Source organism: Dokdonella soli (genome assembly GCF_039523175.1).
GTDB lineage: Bacteria > Pseudomonadota > Gammaproteobacteria > Xanthomonadales > Rhodanobacteraceae > Dokdonella_A > Dokdonella_A soli.
This window is the reverse complement of sequence record NZ_BAAAEU010000001.1, coordinates 145440-167240: the sequence shown is the minus strand read 5'-3', so window position 1 is coordinate 167240 and position 21801 is coordinate 145440. Positions and strand designations below refer to the sequence as shown.

Genomic DNA, 21801 nt, shown 5'->3' with positions numbered 1-21801 from the left:
CGAGGTACTCGCCCGCGATTCGGTCGGCATCGCGTTTGCTGTGTTACCCCTTCTGCGCCTTGGTAACGAAGAGCCCGTAACCGACGACGATGAATAGGACGAAGTAACCGATGGCGAGCCAATGAACATCGAAGGCCGGGACGATCGCCCGCCCTGCGGGGTTGTCCTTCAGATAGGTCAGCATGCTGTACGAATAAGGGATGACATATCCGAATTTCCAGGATAGTGCGGCCAGGGCTCCGACCCATGTCAGAAACCCGAATCCGATCGGCACCAGGAAATTCTTGAAACGAAGGCTCAGCAGATACTGAGCAGCGACGATCGGAAGACAATCGACGAAGTACAGCATGTTCTGGACCAAGAACGAGGCAAGCGGCGCATGTGCGGTCGGGTAGGGGACATTGCCGATGAGTAGATAGGGAACGACCGCCGACAGATAGATGCCGAGGTTAAACAGGACGAAGAATTGCACCATCATCAGAAGGATGACGGCGAGCTTCGAGAAGAAGATGGTCGTTGGGCTCAGCGGCAGCGTATGCACCTGCTTCCATGCATTGTTCTTGTACTCGATCTGCGTGATCAGGCTGGTCGCCAGGACCGCCGCCATCGGAAGGAAGAAGATGGCCATCGATTCCCAGGAATTCCTCCATAGCAGAGTCCAGAAGCCGTCCGTCGAATACAGCTGTCGCAACTTGTCGTGGTTCACCAGCCGGGCAACGATGACGATCGCCGGCGTGAAGAAGGCTCCGGTCAGGATCAGCCATGAAGCCAGGCTGCGCTTTTTCTTGAGCCATTCGCTCTGAAGGGCATGGATGAAATCGATCGCCATGATCTCAGCGCCCCACGAGGTCCATGAAGATCGTTTCCAGATCGCCTCCGGCGATACCCAGCGCATGGACGTCCACTCCTCGTTCGACCAGACGCCGGTTGATGCCCGCGATCTGCTCGTTGGACATCGCGGGCATCACGATTCTGCCGTCGACGATACGGGCGTTCGGAGCGTCCTCCGAGAGAATGTGCAGCGCCTGCCGATCGTCGTTCGTGCCGAGCGTGACCGCCGCCATCTGCTGCCGCTTTAGCCTGAGTTCGTCCAGCGTGCCCTGAAACATCATTCTGCCTCCGTGGACGATGCCTACATGCGTCACCAGCTTTTCGATTTCGGACAGCAGGTGGCTCGAAATGACGATCGTTATCCCGTCCTCTCGATTGAGCCTTTTCAGCAGATCCCGCATTTCGACGATCCCGTTCGGATCGAGTCCGTTGGTGGGCTCATCGAGAACCAGCAGCGAAGGACCGTGGAGCAGCGCCACGGCGATACTCAGCCGCTGCTTCATGCCGAGCGAGAACTGGCTGATCTTCTTGTGTCCGGTGCCGGACAGCCCGACGAGCTCCAGGACCTTGTCGATCCGCTCCCTGGAGACCCGGTAGATTTTCTGCAGCAGCGCCAGGTTTTCGGTCGCCGTGAGGTGGTCGTAGAGAGAAGGGCTCTCGATCAGCGAACCGACATTCCTCAGGATCTCAGTGCGATGTGCGTCGAAGCTTTTGCCGAAGATCGAAATCGCGCCCCGCTGCTTCCTGAGCAGCCCGAGGATCAGACGCAGCGTCGTCGTCTTTCCGGCGCCGTTCGGCCCCAGGAATCCATAAATGCTGCCTTGGGGCACCTGCAGGCTGATGCCATCCAATACGACGTCGTCGTTGGAGTACCGATGAAAGATGTCTTTCGTTTCGAGGCAATACATCGAAGCGTGTCCGGTCGGGATGCGAGCGGGTGGTGAAGCCTTGAAGAAATTGCTGTTAGAGTTAAACTATCAGGAGAAAAATTTAAGTCAAGGATAAATTAGAGGCGCCCATGGTCGACGAATCCACGGCGAACATCCGGCATCGCAGCGCACGCTTGAGGCGGTTCGTCACCTGCCTGTCGGTCGTGCTGTCGGTGATGCTCGTGCTCGAGCACTTCAGCCAGCTTGCGATAGAGCTTTCCATGCACGGGTTCGGTGGTACGCAGTTGCGCCGCCTGGCTTATCAGTTCGCAACTGCCTGCCCCGAGGTCTTCTATCTGTTGTCGCTGTGGTGGATCCGGCAGACGCTGGCGGCGTTCGCACGGGGCGAGCTCTACGCATCGACCATTACGCGGATGCTCGATCGCGTCGGCGCGATGCTGGCTGCGGGCGCACTCATCGGCGTCTTCCTGCTCCCCTCGGTGGCCTACATGCTTGGATTCGGCCAGGGCTATTGGGTGGCCTTCGACGTTTCCGGGCTGGTGCTTGGCGCGATAGGGCTGTCGCTCAACATCATCGCGAAGGTGTTGGGACGCGCGTCCGAGCTGCAAGCGGAACTGGACGAGATCTTCTAGATGCCGATTCGAATCACGCTCGACGACGTGCTTTCGGCGAAACACATGAAAGCGAAGCAACTGGCTGCGCTCATCGGCGTCAGCGAGACGCACCTGTCGCTGTTCCGGTCTGGCAAGGTGCGCGGCGTGCGCTTTTCCACGCTGGTCAAACTCTGCGCGGCTCTAGAGTGCCAGCCGGGTGATTTGATCGCATATGACTACGCGCCGGAAGATCTATCGGTGCGTGATGCGGAAGGCGATGATTGAGCGCGAGTGTGCGTGTCCAACAGAGAAAGTGCACTCTGACCCCGGTTTTGATCCCGCAAGCTGAAGTCGCTGCACGCGTTCTGGGCGTGGATGGGAGAACAGCTCATAGTCCCCCGCAATGCCAACCCGTGGCATGGGTTCAGGCTCAAGAAGAAGGGGGCGAAGTCGACGACGGTGAAGAAGCGTGGGTACACCGATGCCGAGCTTGTCGCATTGTTCGGTGAGCGCCCTGCGTATCACGCGCTCGCGGACTTGATGCTGCTAGGGCTCTACACGGGGGCCCGCCTTGATGAGCTGTGCAATATCAGGCGGCAAGACGTTCGCGAGGCGCAGGAGGGGTACTTGCTGCGCATCGAGAAGAGCAAGACGGAAGCCGGTGTTCGAACGATCGCCGTTTGCCACTCGTTGCCCGCGTCAGTGATACAGAGGCGTCTCGATATGCAGCGCGACGCAGCCGGCTCGCTGTTCGAGGAATTGAAGCCGGGAGGATACGACGGCAAGCTGTCGTGGGCAGTCTCCAAAGCTTTCGGCCGCTGGAGGACGAAACGGGGGCTGATAGGCGAGACAGACTTCCATTCCTTCAGACGGACCGTCATCACTCTCCTTGAGAACAGGCGCGTCACACCTAGCCACTTGGCGAGCTTCGTGGGTCACGAAGGGGGCAATCTTGCTCACGACGTTTACTCGGACGGCCCTTGGGACGCGACCGTACTTGCGGTCGCCAAAGGCATTCACTACTCCGAGGTGGTGGAGATGGCACTCAGCGTGTTCGCGTCCGTAGAGAGCAACCGGCCGGAGTGATCCATCGCCTCTCATCGCATCGATGGAGTCCCTTCGTGCCAATTCGAGCCGCAGCGGGAGGGCTCGCGGTGTTCGAAGGGTACGGCGCGACCCCTACGGGGGACAACGCACCGAGCCTCTGATTTTGATACCCCAACGGATTTTTGCGGTGAATTATCCGGGGACCATAAAGTTGAGAAATCCATCACATGCGTGCAGCATTAACGCTGCCGCCGCTAAAGGCCTAAGCTCTTGGCCGCGGAAGGCCCCGATGACCCGGGGCCGGGGTGGCCGGTCAAGCCGCCCAAGGGCGCGAAGTGCGAATCTCCGCAACTCCAGTCCGAAAGGACTAAGGGGTTCCCGGGAATCACATTAGCGTCCGCTGGTGGGTAGCGTTGCTAGCTAAGCTCCTGCCCGCGCGAGCTACCGCGCGTTACAAGTAGTCCAGGCACGTCTTAACCGACGCGTCTGAGCGCTCGGACGCGTCATTACGGGATCAACCCCATGATGAACGTCCGTTTGGACGTCAGCATAGATCTTGGCATGCTCGCGAAAGCGGCGCTTGCCCTGTATCTACTTCTGACTAGGTAAAGGATAGGCGGGCTGCGAAAGTAGCCCGCCGACTCCTATCGCGCTTTGCGCGGCGCCTTCACAGGGTCAGCCGTAATCTCCTCAACGACCCCATTGGTGTTCGGATCGGAGGGTGCTCAGTGCTTCTTCGCACACGGGAAGCGCGGCCACAGGCTGAGCAACACTTGTGTTGAAGCCGCTTGGTTCCATTGGTCGGGGTGGTCGTCGAGATACTTGCCGACCATCGCCACAAGCTGACCGAGTTTCACACCATCGGGGATGCAAATAGACGCTCCATCCAATGCGTCGACCACGCCGCTTACGTAGGCGGTGTAGCGGTTTGCGTCGATACCGTCGGCCGTGCTTGCCGTACTGGAAGCCAAACGCTGCTCCGCCTGCCACTGTGAATGCAGGTCGTATGCGCTGACGTAGGACGATGAGGCGTGTGCCGCTGCGCATGCCGTAAGTAGTGCTCCACTCAGAAGAAGAAGCGGCTTCTCCATCTCTGTCTCCGGTTGGGCGTCGACGGCATCCTATCGCGCTTTTCGCGCCTTCACAGGGTCAGCCGTAATCTCCTCAACGACCTCGTTCGTATTCGGATCGAACCTGGCCACTATCTCGATCGCCTCCTCGACGGTCTTGCCGCAGGCCATCGCGCCGAGAGCGTAGTCACTGCCAACGAGGGCTATGTGCCATTCCGCTGCGCTGGCCGGAGGCGCTGCCTTGGATTGCGAAGCGCTTTAGCAGCCGCTTGCGTGACGGCGTGCTCGTGCCACGGACTGACGTAGAACGCCATTGCGCCGTTGCCCTGTAGACCGCCTCTCTCGAACTCAAGGTTGCGATGCGATGACACGCTGTACCACCACAAAACTCCATCGAAGGTGAAGCCGTAAATACGGTGCCCACCGACGCGCGTGAGTGTTGGAGCAGCAATCAGTCGTCGCTCGATTTCGGCGCGGCCATTGATCAACGCAGTTGCGAAGATTGGATACCGATCTACGCGACCTGCATCGCCGCCCAGAATCATGCGCCGTATTATGTCCTCGTGCTTGCCGAGGGTGACCACGCCGAACATCGGGTGGCTCGACACTGCAGCGCGAAACAGAATAGAAAGGTGAAAAAGTTTGAAGGTGGCATAGGCGAACTGTGCGTAGAACATTTCGCCTTCATTGGCCCGTTCCGGCAATGGGTAGCGGTTCGTCCACTGCTGCTGAAACGGAATTTCGTAGCGCTCGTTCAACAGTGCTTCGCATTCTCTGCATAGCAGTTCATCGCGAAGCCCTTTTTGCACCAAGGTCCAGCCCCTTCTGCCGACGCCCGTGATGCCCATCATGCGGCCGTCGTCGTTGTAGAGCGTCGCGTAGAGAAACTCCGGATAGATGTGCGATTGGCACAGCGGCTTGTCCAACCGACACAACTTGCACATGGCCATAGCGTTGTCGCCTCTCAGCGCATTGCGCAGAACTATCGCCTCGTGCCCGGTGCCGGCCGTCTTGATGACGTTGCGCTCGCCACAGCGTCGAGGCAAAGCCGGGGTCAGAGTGCACTTTCTCCGTATCGTGGCTGAGTTTCAATCGCGGCCCGGAAGCGGTTCGAACCGAACGCATGCGGCGGGAATGATTCGCGCCATCCATGGCGCTCACCCTCGCGCACGGCGCGAGGGCCATCGCCTGACGGCGATGTTCGCTTCGGCATCCTGCCTTCGCAGTGAACCCGGCGCGCTCTGCGCGCGCTAGGGTTCGCATCCGGTCGCACCGCCATCCACAAAAAAGGCCACCGCGAGGGTGGCCTTTTTTGTGGATGGTGGAGGCGGCGGGAATTGAACCCGCGTCCGAAGGCACTAGGTGCCCGGCGCTACATGCTTAGCTTGCCGTTTGATCTCGTCCTGCGGCAACACGGCGAGCAAAGCGCACCGCAGGACCAGTCTCTTGAGTTTTAGCTATCGGCCGAAAGACGCCAGCTTCAAGCGATCCCGTGATAATGACCCTACATCCACGAGCACAGGCACAAGTGGGTTCGGGGCTAGGCCTTAAGCGGCCAGAGCGTAGACGTTGTCGTTCGCGTCTAGATTTTTTGCCACCGGATTAACGAGGAAGATGACGCCCTCGGCATGCTCCAAGCTACTTCGCATCCCCCGTCGAAACCATGTCGCCCCCGGGGAACGCATGGATGGTGACGGCAATGTGACGGGAAATCAAGGCTGAGCTGTTAGCATCCGTCTGTTCGTTCATGGTGGGGACCAATGGGCAACATCGTCTGGCTGGCCTCTTATCCGAAATCCGGCAACACCTGGCTGCGCGCGTTTCTCGCGAACCTGATCGCGAACCGCAGCGAGCCCGTGCCGCTGAACGACCTGCTGCGCTACGCCGAGGACGAGGCGAATCCGGACCTGTTCACCGCGCTGGCGGGGCGTCCGAGCGCCGATCTCGACATCGGCGAGATCGCCGCACTGCGCCCGCGCGTGCATGCAGCGATCGCGGAGCGCGCGCAGGGCACGCGTTTTGTGAAGACGCATAACATGACCGGCAGTTTCGACGGCCATCCGCTGCACAACATGCAGGTCACTGCCGGCGCGATCTATGTCGTGCGCAATCCGCTCGATGTCGCGATCAGCATGACGCACCATTTCGGCATCAGTCTGGACGAGGCGATCGATCGTCTCGCCGACGCGAACGTCGCCACGCTCAACGATGCGCAGTTCGTCTCGCAGATCATCGGATCGTGGTCGATGCACGTCAAAGGCTGGGCCGACATGGCCGGCGAGCGCGTGCTGGTGCTGCGCTACGAGGATCTTCTCGACAAGCCTGGCAAGCAGTTCGCGAAGGTCGCGCGGCTGGTCGGCCTCGGTCAGGATCGCGCCCGCATCGAGCGGGCCATGAAGCATGCGGGCTTCCAGACGCTCGCCTCGCTGGAGAAGAAGCACGGATTCATCGAAGCGTCCGACAAGGGAGCGCGGTTCTTCCGCAAGGGTAGGATCAACGAGTGGCGCGAGGTCTTGAGCCGCGATCAGGTGGCACGCGTCGTGAGCGCGCATCGCGAGCAAATGGCGCGCTTCGGCTATGTGCCGGCGGAGTATTGAGCGCGATCCGCGCCCCGCAGAGCGCTACCTTGCTTCCTGTAGGAGCGGCTTCAGCCGCGATGCTCTCGTGCGGGTCGCCGGACAAAGGCATCGCGGCTGAAACCGCTCCTACGAAGGCGAAACGGTGGAGCTACGCCGCGCGATTCTTGGCGCGCATCACGCGCTGCTTCTCGCGGTTCCAGTCGCGTTCCTTCTCGGTGTCGCGCTTGTCGTGTTCCTGCTTGCCGCGGGCGACGCCGAGGTCGACCTTGGCGCGGTTGTTCTTCCAGTACAACGCGAGCGGGATCAGCGTGTAACCCTTGCGCTCGATCGCGCCGATCAGCTTGTCGATCTCCTCGCGGTGCAGCAGCAGCTTGCGCGTGCGGCGGTCGTCGGCGACGACGTGCGTCGAAGCCGAGATCAGCGGCACGATCGAGGCGCCGAACAGGAAGATCTCGCGACCCTTGACGATCGCGTAGGCGTCGCCGAGATTGATGCGGCCGGCGCGCAGGCTCTTCACTTCCCAGCCCTGCAGCGCGATACCGGCTTCGTAGTGCTCGTCGATGTGGTATTCGTGGCGCGCGCGCTTGTTCAGCGCGATCGTGCTGCTGCCGGTCTTGTCCTTGGATTTCTGCTTGGCCATGTCCGTTACAATCAGAAAAAACGATCAACGATGATCCAGATCCGCCGCCACGCGCTCGTCCGCCACACGCCCGAACGGATGTTCGATCTCGTCAACGACGTCGAAGCATACCCGAGGCGCTTTCCGTGGTGCGCCGCGGCCCGTGTGCTGGAGCGCGATGGCGATACGGCGCTGACCGCGCGGCTCGACCTGCGCTTCGCCGGTCTCACCCAGGGATTCACGACACGCAACACGCTGCAGCGTCCGCGCCACCTGCACATGCATCTGGTCGACGGTCCGCTGCACGCGCTCGAGGGCGAGTGGACCTTCGATCCGCTCGGCGAGGACGGCTGCCGCATCGCACTGGTGCTTGACTTCGAATACTCGGGCCGGCTCGTTGGATCGGCGCTGCGGCTCGGTTTCCAGGGCCTCGCGAACCGCATGGTCGACGATTTCTGCCGTGCCGCGGCGAAAGCACATGCCTGACAAGGACCCCATCGGCTCGATCACGGTCGAGGTCGCCTATGCCGAACCGGGACGCCAGTTCCTGCGCCGGCTCGATCTCGACGCGGGCGCTACGGTCGCTGAGGCAATCGCGGCGTCCGGCATCGAGCGCGAATTTTCGCTCGATCAGGCAACGCTCGCGATCGGGATCTGGTCGAAGCCGGTCCCGCGCGATACACGATTGCGCGATGGCGACCGGGTTGAACTCTACCGGCCGCTCAAGGCCGACCCCAAGGATTCCCGTCGGCGGCGCGCCTCGCGCCAGCGCGCCGGTGGCGATCAGCCCTGATCGCCGCCGCCGCCGCCCTGGCGCTTCTTCTTCTTTTCGTCTTCCGGAACCTTCTCGTCGGGATACTGGCGCTTGTACTTGCGCGCGTCCTTGATCAGCTGGTCCGGGTCCTCCGGGAAATAGTCGCCGTCGATCTTGACCAGCGCGTCGTCCTTGAAATACAGGGTCAGGTCCTTCGTCTCCATCTTGTTGCGGCCGCGCCGGATCGTCGAGACGTAATCCCAGCGATTCTGGTCGAACGGGCTGACCACCGACGGCGAACCCATGACCAGGGTGACCTGACGCTTGCTCATACCGGGCTTGAGCGCCTCGACCGTGGGCTTGTCGAACAGGTTGCCCTGCTGCGTATCGACCTTGTAGATGAGGCCGCAGCCGGCGAGCGGAGCGAGGGCGAGGAGGGCGAGCCAGCGAAGACGCATGCGCGAGGGATCCAGAGGTTCGGAAAGTCCGCGATGATACACTAGCCCACTGAACCGCAAGGTTATTCGCAGGGAAGGGAGGGCGCCGGAGGATGAACATGGAATCGACCGAACTGCGCAAGGCTGGCCTCAAGGTCACCCATCCGCGCATGCGCATCCTGGAAATCCTCGACAGCCACGACGGCAAGCACTTCACCGCCGAGGACATCTACCGCGAACTGCTCGACAAGCACGACGATATCGGCCTCGCGACCGTCTATCGCGTGCTGACCCAGTTCGAGGCGGCCGGCATGGTGCTCAAGCACCACTTCGAGGGCGGCCAGGCCGTCTACGAGCTGGACCGCGGCAAGCACCACGACCACATGGTCGACGTCGAATCCGGCAAGGTCATCGAATTCTCCAGCGAGGAGATCGAGCGCCTGCAGCACGAGATTGCGGCGAAGCACGGGTATGTGATCGAGGATCACAGCCTGGTGCTTTATGTGAGGCCGGTGAAGAAGCGGTAAAGCCCAACGGCATCGCGGCTGAAGCCGCTCCTACGAAGAGCCTGCGATCGCGAAAATGCCTTGCTCCTGTAGGAGCGGCTTCTGCCGCGATGCTCTTCGCGAACGTCGATCCATATCGCGTCCCAGAATGGATACAGCCCGCTGTGCGTCACGAGACCCGCGCGGACGGGGTTAAGCACGACATAGCGCGCCAGGGTGATTACGTCCTCATCCGCCCGGATCGCATGGTCGTGGAAACCGCTGACCCAAATCGGCCCCGTGCATCCTGTGACCGCCCGATTTGCCGCGAGCGCGGTCGTCCCCTTTACGCGACGGACCAGATCGGAAAGTGAATCGGTGGCTCCCAGTTCGATCAATCCGTGCCAATGGTCTGGCATCAATACCCAGCAGAGCAGCCGGGAATTCCGCCAGAGCGACGGGTCGCACAATGCTCGGATTGCGGCCACCGCAGGTTCCCATTGCGTGAACACCCGTCGTCTCGACACGGTGGTGAACGTGACGAGATAGATGCGGCCTGGTTCGCTCGTACGGCCCTTGCGCAGCCGCGCTCTACCGCATGGCGGGTAGTTGGGTCGTTGCATGTTGACAGCATCGCGTTTGCGCGCCGGTCGCGGCAGCGACGCAGGCGGAATCTCGCGTAGGAAATCGGCGGTAAGGCATCGCGGCTGAAGCCGCTCCTACAGGAGCAACAGCTGGCTCTTCGTAGGAGCGGCTTCAGCCGCGATGCTCTTTCATTCCTCGCCGGATCGCATTGCGCTTCCCAGCATCTGCTTCGCATGCGCCAGCGTCTCGCGTGTGATCTCGATGCCGCCAAGCATGCGTGCGACTTCCTCGCGACGCGTGGTGCCATCCAGCGATTCGATACGCGTCTCGGTCGAGGCGCCGTCGCTGGATTTGCTGACACGCAGATGCCGATGCCCCTGTGCGGCGACCTGCGGCAGATGCGTCACGCAGAGCACCTGGCAGCGTTCGCCGAGCGCGCGCAGTTTCTGACCGACAACCTCGGCGACCGCGCCGCCGATGCCGGAATCGACTTCATCGAACACCATCGTGCCGATCGTGTCGCTGCCGAGCGCCGCGACTTCGATCGCGAGGCTGATGCGTGACAGTTCGCCGCCCGAGGCGACCTTGCGCAGCGCGCGCGGCGGTTGGCCCGGATTTGCGCTGACCAGGAATTCGCAGCGCTCGGTGCCCTGCGGATCGGGCTCGTCGCCGGACTGCGCTTCCAGTTGCACCTCGAAGCGGCCGCCGTGCATGCCGAGTTCGGCCATCAGGGCGCTGACCGCTGCGCCGAGTGTCTGCGCGGTCGTGCCGCGCTTCTTGCCGAGTTTCTTCGACGCGGCCGCATACGTACTGGCGAGGCGCTGCTGCTCCTCGCGCAACGTCGCGATGCTCGCGCCGGCACCGCGCAGGCTTTCCAGTTCCTCGCGCAGGCTGTCCGCGTGCGCCTTGAGTTCGGGCATGCGCACGCGGTGCTTGCGCGCGAGTTCATGCAGCTTGCCGAGTTGGGATTCGGTCTCGGCGAGGCGCTCCGGGTCGAGGTCGAGCGCGGACTGGTAGCGCGCCAGCGCATCGCTGGCCTCCGCGAGCTGAATCTGCGCGGCATCGACGAGTTCGCCGATCGGTTCGAGGCGCTCGTCCAGCACGGCCAGATGCGCGATTTCGGACTGCGCGCGCGCGACCAGGCGCAGCAACGCGAATTCGCTGTCGCCGTCGAGGCGCTCGGCCAGGACGGCGCCGCCTTGCAGCAGTTGGCCCGAGTTCGCGAGGCGGCGATGCTGTTCCTCCAGCGCAAGCAGATCGTCAGGTGCCAGCGCATGCCGGTCGAGCTCGTCGACCTGGTGGTTCAGCCATTCGATGCGCTCGGCATGGTCGGTTCCCCGCGAAAGTTCCGTGATGCGCGCGGTGGTTTCGCGCCAGGCCTTGGCGATGCGCGTGACCTCGGCGACCTCGGTGCCGTGCTCGCCGAACGCGTCGAGCAGCGCGAGCTGCTGGGTCCGGTCGAGCAGGGCCTGATGCTCGTGCTGACCGTGGATCTCGATCAGCCCTCCGGCCAGCGTCTTCAGCTGGGTCAGCGTGACCGGACGACCGTTGATCCACGCGCGCGAGCTGCCTTCGCTGCGGATCACGCGACGCAGCTGGCAGGCGCCGTCCTCGTCGAGGTCCTCGGCGATCAGCCAGTCGCGCAAGTCCGGGTGCGCGGCGAGGTCGAACGCGGCGGCCAGCTCGGCGCGCTCGCAGCCGTGGCGCACCATCGTCGCCTCGGCGCGGCCACCGGACAGCAGCAACAGGGCGTCGACCAGCAGCGACTTGCCGGCGCCGGTTTCGCCGGTGACCACGGTCATGCCCGGTCCGAACGCGATCTCGGCCTCGCCGACAATCGCGAAATCCTTGACGTAGAGACTTTCCAGCATCGTCCGCGCGGAACTCCCGAATAAGCCGCGGAACGCTAGCATGCGGCCGGGTAACGGCCAAGACGGTCTGTTGAATCCGGGCCGTTCCGGCCCTATTGATCGAGGTGGTGCCGCTTGTTAGCGTGCATCGAAGGGCGTCGCCCGTGCGCCCACCCGGAACCCGATGAACGTCTCATCCCACCACGCCCTCGATGCCCGTGCCCGGCAACTGCTGCGCACGCTGATCGCGCGCTACATCGCCGAAGGCCAGCCGATCGGCTCGCGCACGCTGGCGAAGGCGTCGGGGCTGGACGTGAGCCCGGCGACGATCCGCAACATCATGTCCGATCTCGAGGAGTTCGGGCTGGTCGCCGCGCCGCACACCTCGGCCGGTCGCGTGCCGACCTCGCAGGGTTATCGTGTGTTCGTCGACAGCCTGCTCGAGATGCGTCCGCTCGGCGAGCCCGAGGTCGACCAGCTGCGCCGCGAACTGCCGACCGACGCGTCGACCCCGGACCTGCTGGGCAGCGCGACTTCGCTGCTGTCCGAGATGACCCACTTCGTCGGCGTGGTCAGCGTGCCCAAGCGCGACGAGTTTCCGTTCCGGCATATCGATTTCGTGCCGCTTGATAGCAACCGCGTACTGGTGATCCTGGTGTTCACCGACGGCCAGGTGCAGAACCGCGTGATCACCACCCAGCGTGCCTACGGCCCCAGCGAATTGGAGCAGGTCGCGAACTATCTGAACGCGCATTTCACCGGCATGCGTCTCGACGACATCCGCGCGCGGCTGCTGCGCGAGATGCAGGAAGAGGGGGCGCGCTTGAACCACCTGCTTGCGGCCGCGGTCGAGGTGGCGCAAGCCGCATTCCAGGGCAGCGCGGGAAGTGACATGCTGGTCGCCGGTCAGACCAACCTGATGGGCAGGCAGGACGTCTCCGACGTGGACCGCCTGCGCGAACTGTTCGAGGCGTTCCAGCGCAAACGCGATCTGCTGCAACTGCTCGAGCGCTGCTCGCATGCCGAGGGGGTACGCCTGTTCATCGGCGAGGAATCCGGATTCGCGGCGCTGGACACCTGGAGCCTGGTCACGGCGCCATACGGGGTCGGCGGGCGCGTACTCGGCGTACTCGGCGTGATCGGGCCGACCCGGATGGCCTACGAACGCGTGATTCCGGTGGTGCAGGCGACGGCGGCGATCATTTCCGGCGCCTTGAAGCGGTCGCAGCCGACCTTATAACGGGCGGCAGCGGGGGTTCGTCGCGAGCGTGCCATGTGGCCGGTCGCCAGCCGTACCTTGAAAATACGATGACAGCCATCCGCCACCCGGTGGAGGGCAGGGTTTTGATTTGGAGGAGCAATGGAGAATACGGATCCGATGGCGACGCGGCCGCCCGAAACACTCGACGAGACCGTCAACAGCGATCTCGAGAGCTTGTCGCGCCAGCTCGGCGAGTACGAGACCAAGCTCGCCGAGATGCGCGAGACGGTGCTGCGCGAGCGCGCCGAACTCGACAACCAGCGCAAACGTCTGCAGCGTGACCTCGAGCAGGCCCGCCGCTTCGCCAACGAGAAACTGCTGGCCGATCTGCTGCCGGTGCTCGACAATCTGGAACGCGGGCTGGCTGCGGAGGTCGGCGACCCCGCGGCGCTGCGCAGCGGCGTCGAACTGACCCTGCGTGAGCTGATCCGCGTCACCGACGCGAACGGGTTGAAGACCGCCGGCGCGGTCGGCGAGCCATTCAATCCTGAGCATCACCAGGCGATGAGCATGGTCGAGAGCGCCGAGCATCCGTCCGGACGTGTCGCTGCGGTCATGCAGAAGGGATATGTGCTGAACGACCGGCTGCTGCGACCGGCGCTGGTCGCGGTCACGAAGTAGCGCCGCACGAAAGCGCTTGAAACACAAGCGCATAACCCCAGATTTGGCGACAGTCGCGGCCTGCGGGGCCGCATGAGAATTCAGAGCGGGAGAGTACAGAAATGGGCAAGATCATCGGTATCGACCTCGGCACGACCAACTCGTGCGTGGCGGTCATGGAAGGCAGTACGACGCGCGTGATCGAGAACTCCGAGGGCGATCGCACGACGCCGTCGGTGGTCGCGTTCAAGGACAACGAAGTCGTGGTCGGCGCGACCGCGAAGCGTCAGGCGGTCACGAATCCGAAGAACACGTTCTACGCGGTGAAGCGCCTGATCGGCCGCAAGTTCACCGACGCGGAAGTGCAGAAAGACATCAACATGGTGCCGTACAAGATCATCGCGCACGACAACGGCGATGCGTGGACCGAGACCGCGGACGGCAGGAAGATGCCGCCGCAGGAGATCTCGGCCAAGGTGCTGATGAAGATGAAGAAGACCGCCGAGGACTTCCTCGGCGAGCCGGTGACCGAAGCGGTCATCACGGTGCCGGCCTACTTCAACGACTCGCAGCGCCAGGCGACCAAGGACGCCGGGCGCATCGCGGGCCTGGAAGTGAAGCGGATCATCAACGAGCCGACCGCGGCCGCGCTGGCCTATGGACTCGACAAGAAGGGCGGCGATCGCAAGATCGCGGTCTATGACCTCGGCGGCGGCACGTTCGACATCTCGATCATCGAGATCGCGGAAGTCGACGGCGAGAAGCAGTTCGAGGTGCTGGCCACGAACGGTGACACCTTCCTCGGCGGTGAGGACTTTGACAAGCGCGTCATCGACTACCTCGTCGACGAATTCAAGAAGGACCAGGGCGTCGATCTCAAGAACGATCCGCTCGCGTTGCAGCGTCTGAAGGACGCCGCCGAGCGCGCCAAGATCGAGCTGTCGAGCGCGCACCAGACCGAGGTGAACCTGCCGTACATCACGGCGGACTCGTCGGGTCCGAAGCATCTGAACATCAAGCTCACGCGCGCGAAGCTCGAGGCGTTGGTCGGCGATCTCGTCGAGAAGACGATCGGGCCGTGCCGTACCGCGCTGAACGATGCGGGTCTGAAGGTTTCCGACGTCCAGGAAGTCATCTTGGTCGGCGGCCAGACGCGCATGCCGAAGGTGCAGGAAGCAGTCAAGGATTTCTTCGGCAAGGAGCCGCGCAAGGACGTGAACCCCGACGAGGCGGTCGCGGTCGGCGCGGCGATCCAGGGTGGCGTGCTCGGCGGCACCGTCAAGGACGTGCTGCTGCTCGACGTGACCCCGCTGTCGCTCGGCATCGAGACGCTCGGCGGCGTGTTCACCAAGCTGATCGAGAAGAACACGACGATTCCGACCAAGGCATCGCAGGTGTTCTCAACGGCCGAAGACAATCAGTCCGCGGTCACCGTGCACGTGCTGCAGGGTGAACGCGAGCAGGCGCGCTACAACAAGTCGCTGGCGAAGTTCGACCTGGCCGGCATCCAGCCGGCACCGCGCGGCATGCCGCAGGTCGAGGTCACGTTCGACATCGACGCGAACGGCATCCTGCACGTCGGCGCCAAGGACAAGAACACCGGCAAGGAACAGCGCATCGAGATCAAGGCCGGCTCGGGCCTGTCCGAGGACGAGATCCAGCGCATGGTGCGCGACGCCGAGGCGAACAAGGAAGAGGACAAGAAGTTCCACGAGCTGATCGGTGCGCGCAACAAGGCTGATCAGCTGGTGCACTCGACGCGCGCCGCGATCAAGGAGCACGGCGGCAAGGTCGCGGGCGACATCGGCCGCATCGAGGAAGCGCTGGCCGATCTCGAGAAGGTGATGAAGGGCGACGACAAGGCGCAGATCGAGGCGCGCACGACCACACTGGAGCAGGTCGCGCAATCGCTGTTCGCGGCCGCCGCGGCGACGCCGCCGGCCGGTGAGGCCGCGGATGCCGGTGCGCATGCGCAGGCCGGTGGCTCGGCAAAGAACGACGATGTCGTCGACGCGGAGTTCACCGAGGTGAAGGACAAGTAAGGTTATTCCGGCGCAGCCGGAAAAACGGTGCGTGTTCGAGCGGCGCCCGGCGCCGCTCGACACGCGCGATGCGGTGCCTGGCGGGATGGTCGATGGACAAGGGACGACTCGAAGCGTTCAGCGATGGCGTGATCGCGGTGATCATCACGATCATGGTGCTGGAGATGAAGGTGCCGCACGCGCCGACGCTGGCGGCGTTGTGCGAGCTGTGGCCGGTGTTCCTGAGTTACATCCTGAGTTTCGTCTATGTCGGCATCTACTGGAACAACCACCATCACATGTTCAAGACCGTCGAGCGGATCAACGGGCGTGCGATGTGGGCGAACCTGCACCTGCTGTTCTGGATCTCGTTGTTCCCGTTCGTCACCGCATGGATGAGCGAGAACCATTTCGCCGCGGTGCCGACCGCGCTGTACGGCGGCGTGCTGCTGATGGCGGCGCTGGCCTGGCCTCTGCTCGCGCGCGAGCTGATCGCCTGCAATGGCCTGGATGGCGCGCTTGCGACGGCGTTGGGTCGCGACGCCAAAGGCAAGCTTTCGATCGTGCTGTACGCGCTGGCGATTCCGCTGGCATTCCTCAATCCCTGGATCGCCTGCGTGCTGTATGTGACGGTCGCGTTGGTCTGGTTCGTCCCTGATCGGCGCATGGAGAAGGTCGCCACATGAGCAAGCGTTGCTATTACGAAACCCTTGGCGTCGCGCGCGGCGCGAACGACGAGGAGCTCAAGAAGTCGTTCCGTCGCCTTGCGATGAAGCTGCATCCGGACCGCTGTCCGGATGATCCGGCGGCACAGGAGAAGTTCAAGGAGGCCAAGGAGGCCTACGAAATCCTCTCCGACCAGCGCAAGCGCTCCCTGTATGACCAGCATGGCCACGCCGCGTTCGAACACGGCATGGGCGGACGCGGCGGCGGCGGATTCAATGGCGACGTCGGCGACATCTTCGGCGACATCTTCTCGGACATCTTCGGCATGGGCGGCGGTGGCCGCGTGCGGCGCGGCTCGGACCTGCGCTACCTGATCGAGCTCGATCTCGAGGAAGCCGTTTTCGGAGCCGACAAGCAGATCGAGGTGCCGACCCTGGTCGAATGCGAGCATTGCGACGGCAGTGGTTCCGAGGATGGCAAGACTTCCACCTGCACGACCTGCCGCGGCCAGGGCCGCGTGCGCATGCAGAACGGCATCTTCTCGATCCAGCAGGCATGCCCGCATTGCGCCGGCGCCGGCAAGGTGGTCACCAATCCGTGCCGCGAATGCCGCGGCGAGGGACGCGTGCACTCGGAGCGCACGCTCTCGATCAAGATTCCGGCCGGCGTCGACAACGGTGACCGCATTCGTTTGACCGGCCAGGGCGAGGCCGGGCCGAGTGGAACGGTGCCCGGTGATCTCTATGTCGAAGTTCGTGTGCGCGAACACGCGATCTTCCAGCGCGAGGGCGATGACCTGCACTGCGAGATCCCGATCCGTTTCGGCCAGGCTGCGCTCGGCGCGGAACTCAAGGTGCCGACCCTGGACGGCGAGGCCGAGATCTCGATCCCGCCGGAAACGCAGACCGGCAAGCTGTTCCGCTTGCGCGGCAAGGGCGTGAAATCCGCGCGCAGCGGTCGCACTGGTGACCTGCTCTGCCGCGTCGCGGTCGAAACGCCGGTCCGACTGACCACCGAGCAGCGCGAGCTGTTGCGCCAGTTCGAATCGACGTTCAACGGCGAGGACGCCGCCGCGCATTCGCCGCGCAACAGCTCGTGGCTGGACGGCGTCAGGCGCTTCTGGGATCGCGTCATCTCCTAGTTTAGTTGCTTGCACGCGCCTTAGGTCTCGTAGGAGCGGCTTCAGCCGCGATGCTTTTTCCCCGGCTCGGCAGAATGCGCGAGAACATCGCGGCTGAAGCCGCTCCTACAAAACACGTCCTGCGCGGGCGATGCATCCGGTGACGGATGCGCTAGGCTACGCGTCGCTCTGCGGACGACGGAAGCCCAATGACCACAACCACCCCGATCGCCGTCCACGGCGCCGCCGGCCGTATGGGCCAGGCGATCCTGCGCACGATGATCGGGCGCGGCGATGTCGCGCTGGTCGCCGCATTGGTGCGATCCGGATCGGATCTCGAAGGCCAGCCGCTCGCCGCGACGCTCGGTAGCCGCGCGCCGGCGATCGTCTGCACCTCATCGTTGCCTGCCGACCTCACCCCGGCCGTATTGATCGATTTCAGCGTGGCCGCGGCGTTCGACCACGCGCTCGGTCTTGCACTGGAGCGCAGGATTGCGTTCGTCAGCGGCACGACCGGACTCTCTGCGAAACAGCAGGCGGCGCTCGACGGCGCGGCCGCTTCGATAGCCGTCCTGTGGAGTGCGAATTTCAGCCTCGGAGTGGCCTTGCTTTCGCGTCTGGTCGCCGAGGCAGCGCGTTCGCTGCCGGACTGGGACTGCGAGATCGCCGAGGCACACCATAGCCGCAAGCAGGATGCGCCATCCGGTACCGCGCTCGCGCTCGGGCGTGAAGCCGCATCGGCCCGCGATCGGGATTTCGATGCAGTCGCAAGGCTCTCGCATGTCGGCGTGAACGCAGCGCGCACGCCCGGCAGTATCGGCTTCGCGGTCACCCGTGCGGGCGACATCGTGGGCGAACACACGGTGACGTTCGCGACACTCGGTGAACGCATCGAACTTGTCCATCGCGCAACCGACCGCGACATCTTCGCGCGCGGCGCGATAGTGGCCGCGCGCTGGATCGCCGGTCGGCCACACGGAAGGTATGCGCTGGCCGATGTGCTGGCTGGCCGCAACGGTCCGGCCATCGGCGCGTAGGCGCTGGCTGCTCGCACCCCGTGCGTAGCAGGCAAAAAAATGGGGCGCTTGCGCGCCCCAAGGAGAGTGAATCGTTTGGAGGAGACTCGGAAACTTAGAAGTAGACCTGCGCGCGCAGTTCGAACACGCGCGGATCGACGGCGGCGTCGCCATTGATCGGCGCGCCGTAGCGCTTGGTGCTGTTGGCCCAGATGTAGTTGGCCTGGAACTTGAGGTGCTGGCCGAGATACCAGTTCGCACCGATGGTCCAGTCGTGCTCCTTGCCGCCGAAGACCGGGCCATCGTTGAGGTCGACCTGGCTGTAGCGCAGCGCGACTTCGACCGCACCGAAATCGTTGACCGGACGAATATTGCCGATCGCGCCCTTGCTGTACGGACGGCTCTCGCCGGTCAGCACCCACGATCCCTGCGCATAGAAACCGTTGCCGCTGTAGCTCGGCTTGCCGGCCGGACTCGCGCTGAAGGTCAGGTATTCGCCTTGCACCAGCAGCGGGCCGTGGATCCATGCCGCTTCCAGGCCGATGCGGTCGATGCCGCCCGGATTGTTGAGATTGCCGGTGTCGACAAGACGCGTGCCGAGCAGGTTCGCCTCGGGGCGCGCACGGAAACGTGCCTGCGCCGGCGTCGTGATCCCGCGGCCGTCGGTGGTCGCATCGCGATCCTCGCGCGAAGCGGCGATGCCGAGGTGGATCACTTCGCTTTCCTCGCGCGAGCCGGCGCCCGGCTGGCGATTGAGCGGATTCCAGACGACGCGAGCGGCCGGGCCGTTGCCCTTGTTCTTGCCGTTCAGATCGCCGCCGCTGAAATACGCGGCATAGAGCATCCAGTTGGGAATGCCGTAGTACGACCAGTCGACGCCGATGCGGCGGCCCATGTTGGTCGCCTGCACGGGCAGCGAGCGTTCCAGGAACGTCGTCGCACTCGAGCTGGACGCTTCTTCCCAGCCGACCGGCGTCTTGTACTGGCCAAGGCGGAAGTCACCGTAGTCCTTGCTGCTGTAGCGGACGAAGTTGTCGATCCACTGGCCGTGGACGCCGGTCGTGGCCGTCCTGTGGCCCGAGACCGTGAAGTCGTAGCCGATGTTGAAGTCGAGACCCCACGGCGTCTTGCCATAGAAGTTGAATTCCTTGCGGCGCCACGCGGTCGCGTCCGGAAGGATCTCCTTGCCGTTGGTCGGGTTCGCGGTGTCGCCGGAGAACCGGTTGGTGTCGAACTGGTACAGGCCCTTGAAACCGTACTCGTAGCCGTCGTCGGTCTTGTACTTGGTCGGCCAGTCGTTGAGCAGGTCGTAAGCCATCGCGTTGGTGCCGAACGCGCAGATTAGGGCGGCGGCGATCGCATGTCGCAGTTTCATCGGGATCCTCGAAACGGGGCGGAAAACTGTCGCGAAGTCTGGCTGGCCGCTGTTACGCTTAGATGACAAAACAACATTCATTTAACGCGAAACGCCCATTCCTGCGGCTCTGTGGCGGCCTGTCAGGGCGTGACCGTCTTGTGACGATAAGCGCACAAGTCATTGATCGCACACTGCGGACATTCCGGCTTGCGCGCCTTGCAGACATAGCGCCCATGCAGGATCAGCCAGTGGTGCGCATCCTTGCGGAATTCCTGCGGCACGGCCTTGGCGAGCTTGTCCTCGACGATGCGCACGGTCGTTCCGGGCGCCAGCCCCGTGCGGTTTGCGACGCGGAAGATATGCGTATCCACGGCGATGGTCGGCTCGCCGAACGCGGTGTTCAACACGACATTGGCCGTCTTGCGGCCGACGCCAGGCAACGCCTCCAGCGCCTCGCGCGAGCGCGGCACTTCGCCACCATGCTGCTCGACCAGGAGGCGGCAGGTGGCGATCACGTTCTTCGCCTTCGCGTTGAACAGGCCGATTGTGGCGATGAAGGATTTCAGTTTTGCTTCGCCCAGGTCGAGGATCGCCTGCGGCGTGTTCGCGACCGGGAACAGCTTCCGCGTCGCCTTGTTCACGCCGACATCGGTCGCCTGGGCGGACAGGATCACCGCGACCAGCAGCTCGAACGGCGTCGTGTAGTCGAGTTCGGTGGTCGGGTGCGGGTTCAGTTCGCGCAGGCGGCGGAACAGTTCGACGATCTTCTCGCGCTTCATCGGTCCGGTGGGTCCTTCGCATCGGGCTGGCGCCGCGCCTTGCCGCGCGCGATCGCCTCGAGCACGGCCGAGCGGCTGATCGGCGCGGGGTTTTCGTCGGGCTTCGGTTGTGCCGCAGCCCGGCGCGCATCGCGTTCGCCGCGTTCGCGCATGAGGCGCACGTTGCGCGCGTCGAAGCGGCGGCGCGCATGCCCGGCGCGATCGAGCACGTCCACGCGTTCGAGAGGCCGGTCAGCGGTCGGAACCAGCGCGATGCAATCGACCGGGCAGGGCGGCAGACAAAGCCCGCAACCGGTGCATTCGGCCGCGATGATCGTGTGCATGCGCTTCGCCGCGCCGACGATCGCATCGACCGGGCAAGCCTGGATGCACTTCGTGCAGCCGATGCAGATGTCTTCGTCGATGAGTGCGACCGTAGGCGCTTCCTCGCGGCCGTTCGCCGGATTCAACGGCTTGGCCACACGTCCGAGCAGTCCCGCAAGCGCGTCGATGCCGGCGGCACCGCCGGGCGGGCATTGATTGATGTCCGCCCGGTCACCGGCGATCGCTTCGGCGTATGCACGGCAGGTCGGATAACCGCAGCGCGTGCATTGCGTCTGTGGAAGCAGCGCGTCGATGCGCTCGATGAGCAAGGTTTGGATCATGGTCTTGGGTGTACGGGATTTGCGGGATCATGCCTGTCCCGGCTTGCGGCCTCCACGGCATGTGCTAGATCCCGGAAAGCGCGCCCGGGCGGTTCCCGCCATGTCCGATCGCAGGCAAGGCAGCGATAGCGCCATTTGACGATGCGTGCCGCGACGCCGGGTGTCAGGAGCAGGAGCTGCAAGACGAGGTACGACGCTACGAACCATGACGCGCCGGATGCTGTATGGGTTGCGAATAAGAAAGGAATCGATAGTCCATCAGACGCAATCAGAAGCATGAACACTGCGCGGCGCGGACGGAGATCCTCGGACGCATCACTGGCGCCGCAGCCAGGGCAGCTGGGACGCTCGGTGTCCTCGATCTGCGATGCGAGTTCGCCGTTGCGATACGCATTCACGACGGCCTGCGCTTTGCCGAAGTCGGCATCAGACACCATCACGCGGTAGCCGCCGAATGCCAGTGTTTTCAGCCAATCCTGCCGAACCATCTCGGTGTCGAACGCCCAGGCGATGACGCCATGTTCGCGCAATAGGTGCTCGACGATGTGGGCTTCGGATAGATCGGGTGTCCAGTGGGCGCGCCGCATCACGTGCTCT

At 63.7% G+C, this 21801-nt stretch carries 25 protein-coding genes and 1 other RNA gene; 13 read left to right on the top strand and 13 right to left on the bottom strand.

Translation table 11 applies throughout. From position 1 onward, the window contains the following. Nucleotides 1-43 precede the first annotated feature (43 nt). The gene (locus tag ABD002_RS00805) at nt 44-895 is read right to left on the bottom strand and encodes an ABC transporter permease (RefSeq protein WP_343786147.1); all 852 of its coding nucleotides are present in this window, start codon (nt 893-895) and stop codon (nt 44-46) included. After that, nucleotides 834-1739, bottom strand: a complete 906-nt coding sequence (locus ABD002_RS00800; protein ID WP_343786145.1) for an ABC transporter ATP-binding protein — start codon at nt 1737-1739, stop codon at nt 834-836. Before ABD002_RS00800 ends, ABD002_RS00805 begins: the two co-directional genes overlap by 62 nt. A gap of 110 nt (nt 1740-1849) precedes the next feature. Here ABD002_RS00800 and ABD002_RS00795 point away from each other — a divergent pair, with 110 nt between their 5' ends. The 3 genes from ABD002_RS00795 (at nt 1850) to ABD002_RS00785 (ending at nt 3400) form a co-directional block, all read left to right on the top strand. Continuing rightward, nucleotides 1850-2353: a DUF2975 domain-containing protein gene (locus tag ABD002_RS00795; protein ID WP_343786143.1), complete on the top strand. Its 504-nt coding sequence runs from the start codon at nt 1850-1852 to the stop codon at nt 2351-2353. After that, complete coding sequence (locus tag ABD002_RS00790; RefSeq protein ID WP_343786141.1) at nt 2354-2599, top strand: helix-turn-helix domain-containing protein; 246 nt, start codon at nt 2354-2356, stop codon at nt 2597-2599. Between the two features lie 90 nt (nt 2600-2689). Then, nucleotides 2690-3400, top strand: a complete 711-nt coding sequence (locus ABD002_RS00785; RefSeq protein WP_343786139.1) for a tyrosine-type recombinase/integrase — start codon at nt 2690-2692, stop codon at nt 3398-3400. A 686-nt stretch (nt 3401-4086) separates the two neighbouring features. Here the strand turns inward: ABD002_RS00785 and ABD002_RS00780 are convergent. The 3 genes from ABD002_RS00780 to ssrA form a co-directional block, all read right to left on the bottom strand. Beyond that, on the bottom strand, nt 4087-4452 hold the full coding sequence (locus ABD002_RS00780; protein ID WP_343786137.1) for a Rap1a/Tai family immunity protein: 366 nt from the start codon (nt 4450-4452) through the stop codon (nt 4087-4089). 182 nt (nt 4453-4634) lie between these two features. Further along, entirely contained in the window at nt 4635-5381 is a 747-nt protein-coding gene (locus ABD002_RS00775) for a hypothetical protein (RefSeq protein WP_343786135.1), read from the bottom strand. Between the two features lie 369 nt (nt 5382-5750). After that, nucleotides 5751-6105, bottom strand: a transfer-messenger RNA (tmRNA) gene (gene ssrA / locus ABD002_RS00770). Nucleotides 6106-6191: 86 nt separating this feature from the next. Here ssrA and ABD002_RS00765 point away from each other — a divergent pair. Continuing rightward, nucleotides 6192-7028, top strand: coding sequence for a sulfotransferase domain-containing protein (locus ABD002_RS00765; RefSeq protein WP_343786133.1), 837 nt, complete (start codon nt 6192-6194; stop codon nt 7026-7028). 130 nt (nt 7029-7158) lie between these two features. Here ABD002_RS00765 and smpB read toward each other — a convergent pair whose 3' ends face one another. Further along, nucleotides 7159-7650, bottom strand: coding sequence for an SsrA-binding protein SmpB (gene smpB, locus ABD002_RS00760; protein WP_343786131.1), 492 nt, complete (start codon nt 7648-7650; stop codon nt 7159-7161). A 30-nt stretch (nt 7651-7680) separates the two neighbouring features. Here smpB and ABD002_RS00755 point away from each other — a divergent pair, with 30 nt between their 5' ends. After that, on the top strand, nt 7681-8115 hold the full coding sequence (locus ABD002_RS00755) for a type II toxin-antitoxin system RatA family toxin (protein ID WP_343786129.1): 435 nt from the start codon (nt 7681-7683) through the stop codon (nt 8113-8115). After that, nucleotides 8108-8422: an RnfH family protein gene (locus ABD002_RS00750; protein ID WP_343786127.1), complete on the top strand. Its 315-nt coding sequence runs from the start codon at nt 8108-8110 to the stop codon at nt 8420-8422. The genes ABD002_RS00755 and ABD002_RS00750 overlap by 8 nt, the downstream gene beginning before the upstream one ends. On the opposite strand, the gene ABD002_RS00745 is transcribed toward ABD002_RS00750, so the two are convergent. Continuing rightward, the gene (locus ABD002_RS00745; RefSeq protein WP_343786125.1) at nt 8413-8841 is read right to left on the bottom strand and encodes an outer membrane protein assembly factor BamE; all 429 of its coding nucleotides are present in this window, start codon (nt 8839-8841) and stop codon (nt 8413-8415) included. The genes ABD002_RS00750 and ABD002_RS00745 overlap by 10 nt on opposite strands. Nucleotides 8842-8933: 92 nt before the next feature. Here ABD002_RS00745 and fur point away from each other — a divergent pair, with 92 nt between their 5' ends. Further along, nucleotides 8934-9347 (top strand): ferric iron uptake transcriptional regulator, encoded by a 414-nt coding sequence (gene fur / locus ABD002_RS00740; RefSeq protein ID WP_343786123.1) that lies wholly within the window; start codon nt 8934-8936, stop codon nt 9345-9347. Here fur and ABD002_RS00735 read toward each other — a convergent pair. Together ABD002_RS00735 and recN are read right to left on the bottom strand one after the other, a co-directional pair. Further along, the gene (locus ABD002_RS00735) at nt 9320-9928 is read right to left on the bottom strand and encodes an REP-associated tyrosine transposase (protein WP_343786121.1); all 609 of its coding nucleotides are present in this window, start codon (nt 9926-9928) and stop codon (nt 9320-9322) included. The two genes, fur and ABD002_RS00735, sit on opposite strands and share 28 nt — an antisense overlap. Before the next feature lie 150 nt (nt 9929-10078). Next, nucleotides 10079-11761: a DNA repair protein RecN gene (gene recN, locus ABD002_RS00730; protein WP_343786119.1), complete on the bottom strand. Its 1683-nt coding sequence runs from the start codon at nt 11759-11761 to the stop codon at nt 10079-10081. 163 nt (nt 11762-11924) lie between these two features. On the opposite strand from recN, the gene hrcA reads away from it, so the two are divergent. From hrcA to dapB, 6 genes are all read left to right on the top strand, one after another. Beyond that, nucleotides 11925-12980, top strand: coding sequence for a heat-inducible transcriptional repressor HrcA (gene hrcA / locus ABD002_RS00725; RefSeq protein ID WP_343786117.1), 1056 nt, complete (start codon nt 11925-11927; stop codon nt 12978-12980). A gap of 120 nt (nt 12981-13100) precedes the next feature. Beyond that, nucleotides 13101-13622 (top strand): nucleotide exchange factor GrpE, encoded by a 522-nt coding sequence (grpE, locus tag ABD002_RS00720; RefSeq protein ID WP_343786115.1) that lies wholly within the window; start codon nt 13101-13103, stop codon nt 13620-13622. Nucleotides 13623-13723: 101 nt separating this feature from the next. Then, entirely contained in the window at nt 13724-15643 is a 1920-nt protein-coding gene (dnaK, locus tag ABD002_RS00715) for a molecular chaperone DnaK (protein ID WP_343786113.1), read from the top strand. 92 nt (nt 15644-15735) lie between these two features. Further along, a complete protein-coding gene (locus ABD002_RS00710; RefSeq protein ID WP_343786111.1) occupies nt 15736-16308 on the top strand; it encodes a TMEM175 family protein in 573 nt (190 codons plus the stop codon). Beyond that, on the top strand, nt 16305-17429 hold the full coding sequence (gene dnaJ / locus ABD002_RS00705) for a molecular chaperone DnaJ (RefSeq protein ID WP_343786109.1): 1125 nt from the start codon (nt 16305-16307) through the stop codon (nt 17427-17429). The genes ABD002_RS00710 and dnaJ overlap by 4 nt, the downstream gene beginning before the upstream one ends. A gap of 188 nt (nt 17430-17617) precedes the next feature. Then, nucleotides 17618-18445 (top strand): 4-hydroxy-tetrahydrodipicolinate reductase, encoded by an 828-nt coding sequence (gene dapB / locus ABD002_RS00700; RefSeq protein ID WP_343786107.1) that lies wholly within the window; start codon nt 17618-17620, stop codon nt 18443-18445. Between the two features lie 94 nt (nt 18446-18539). Here the strand turns inward: dapB and ABD002_RS00695 are convergent, their stop codons facing one another. The 4 genes from ABD002_RS00695 to ABD002_RS00680 form a co-directional block, all read right to left on the bottom strand. Beyond that, complete coding sequence (locus ABD002_RS00695; RefSeq protein ID WP_343786105.1) at nt 18540-19799, bottom strand: OprO/OprP family phosphate-selective porin; 1260 nt, start codon at nt 19797-19799, stop codon at nt 18540-18542. A 122-nt stretch (nt 19800-19921) separates the two neighbouring features. Next, nucleotides 19922-20560, bottom strand: a complete 639-nt coding sequence (gene nth, locus ABD002_RS00690; RefSeq protein WP_343786103.1) for an endonuclease III — start codon at nt 20558-20560, stop codon at nt 19922-19924. Then, nucleotides 20557-21204 carry an RnfABCDGE type electron transport complex subunit B gene (locus ABD002_RS00685; protein WP_343786101.1) on the bottom strand — a complete coding sequence of 216 codons (648 nt, stop codon included), beginning with the start codon at nt 21202-21204 and terminating at the stop codon, nt 20557-20559. The genes nth and ABD002_RS00685 overlap by 4 nt, the downstream gene beginning before the upstream one ends. Further along, a complete protein-coding gene (locus ABD002_RS00680) occupies nt 21201-21791 on the bottom strand; it encodes a putative signal transducing protein (protein WP_343786099.1) in 591 nt (196 codons plus the stop codon). Before ABD002_RS00680 ends, ABD002_RS00685 begins: the two co-directional genes overlap by 4 nt. Between the last annotated feature and the right edge of the window lie 10 nt (nt 21792-21801).

What these genes read in the sequence shown, in the direction of transcription:
- dapB (WP_343786107.1), top strand. Translation starts at nt 17,618, where the DNA reads ATGACCACAACCACCCCGATCGCCGTCCACGGCGCCGCCGGCCGTATG.
- ABD002_RS00785 (WP_343786139.1), top strand. Translation starts at nt 2,690, where the DNA reads ATGGGAGAACAGCTCATAGTCCCCCGCAATGCCAACCCGTGGCATGGG.
- smpB (WP_343786131.1), bottom strand. Translation starts at nt 7,650, where the DNA reads ATGGCCAAGCAGAAATCCAAGGACAAGACCGGCAGCAGCACGATCGCG.
- hrcA (WP_343786117.1), top strand. Translation starts at nt 11,925, where the DNA reads ATGAACGTCTCATCCCACCACGCCCTCGATGCCCGTGCCCGGCAACTG.
- ABD002_RS00745 (WP_343786125.1), bottom strand. Translation starts at nt 8,841, where the DNA reads ATGCGTCTTCGCTGGCTCGCCCTCCTCGCCCTCGCTCCGCTCGCCGGC.
- ABD002_RS00750 (WP_343786127.1), top strand. Translation starts at nt 8,108, where the DNA reads ATGCCTGACAAGGACCCCATCGGCTCGATCACGGTCGAGGTCGCCTAT.
- dnaJ (WP_343786109.1), top strand. Translation starts at nt 16,305, where the DNA reads ATGAGCAAGCGTTGCTATTACGAAACCCTTGGCGTCGCGCGCGGCGCG.
- ABD002_RS00765 (WP_343786133.1), top strand. Translation starts at nt 6,192, where the DNA reads ATGGGCAACATCGTCTGGCTGGCCTCTTATCCGAAATCCGGCAACACC.
- ABD002_RS00735 (WP_343786121.1), bottom strand. Translation starts at nt 9,928, where the DNA reads ATGCAACGACCCAACTACCCGCCATGCGGTAGAGCGCGGCTGCGCAAG.
- fur (WP_343786123.1), top strand. Translation starts at nt 8,934, where the DNA reads ATGAACATGGAATCGACCGAACTGCGCAAGGCTGGCCTCAAGGTCACC.
- ABD002_RS00710 (WP_343786111.1), top strand. Translation starts at nt 15,736, where the DNA reads ATGGACAAGGGACGACTCGAAGCGTTCAGCGATGGCGTGATCGCGGTG.
- dnaK (WP_343786113.1), top strand. Translation starts at nt 13,724, where the DNA reads ATGGGCAAGATCATCGGTATCGACCTCGGCACGACCAACTCGTGCGTG.
- ABD002_RS00695 (WP_343786105.1), bottom strand. Translation starts at nt 19,799, where the DNA reads ATGAAACTGCGACATGCGATCGCCGCCGCCCTAATCTGCGCGTTCGGC.
- recN (WP_343786119.1), bottom strand. Translation starts at nt 11,761, where the DNA reads ATGCTGGAAAGTCTCTACGTCAAGGATTTCGCGATTGTCGGCGAGGCC.
- grpE (WP_343786115.1), top strand. Translation starts at nt 13,101, where the DNA reads ATGGAGAATACGGATCCGATGGCGACGCGGCCGCCCGAAACACTCGAC.
- nth (WP_343786103.1), bottom strand. Translation starts at nt 20,560, where the DNA reads ATGAAGCGCGAGAAGATCGTCGAACTGTTCCGCCGCCTGCGCGAACTG.
- ABD002_RS00680 (WP_343786099.1), bottom strand. Translation starts at nt 21,791, where the DNA reads ATGCGGCGCGCCCACTGGACACCCGATCTATCCGAAGCCCACATCGTC.
- ABD002_RS00805 (WP_343786147.1), bottom strand. Translation starts at nt 895, where the DNA reads ATGCGCTGGGTATCGCCGGAGGCGATCTGGAAACGATCTTCATGGACC.
- ABD002_RS00790 (WP_343786141.1), top strand. Translation starts at nt 2,354, where the DNA reads ATGCCGATTCGAATCACGCTCGACGACGTGCTTTCGGCGAAACACATG.
- ABD002_RS00800 (WP_343786145.1), bottom strand. Translation starts at nt 1,739, where the DNA reads ATGTATTGCCTCGAAACGAAAGACATCTTTCATCGGTACTCCAACGAC.
- ABD002_RS00685 (WP_343786101.1), bottom strand. Translation starts at nt 21,204, where the DNA reads ATGATCCAAACCTTGCTCATCGAGCGCATCGACGCGCTGCTTCCACAG.
- ABD002_RS00775 (WP_343786135.1), bottom strand. Translation starts at nt 5,381, where the DNA reads ATGGCCATGTGCAAGTTGTGTCGGTTGGACAAGCCGCTGTGCCAATCG.
- ABD002_RS00795 (WP_343786143.1), top strand. Translation starts at nt 1,850, where the DNA reads ATGGTCGACGAATCCACGGCGAACATCCGGCATCGCAGCGCACGCTTG.
- ABD002_RS00780 (WP_343786137.1), bottom strand. Translation starts at nt 4,452, where the DNA reads ATGGAGAAGCCGCTTCTTCTTCTGAGTGGAGCACTACTTACGGCATGC.
- ABD002_RS00755 (WP_343786129.1), top strand. Translation starts at nt 7,681, where the DNA reads ATGATCCAGATCCGCCGCCACGCGCTCGTCCGCCACACGCCCGAACGG.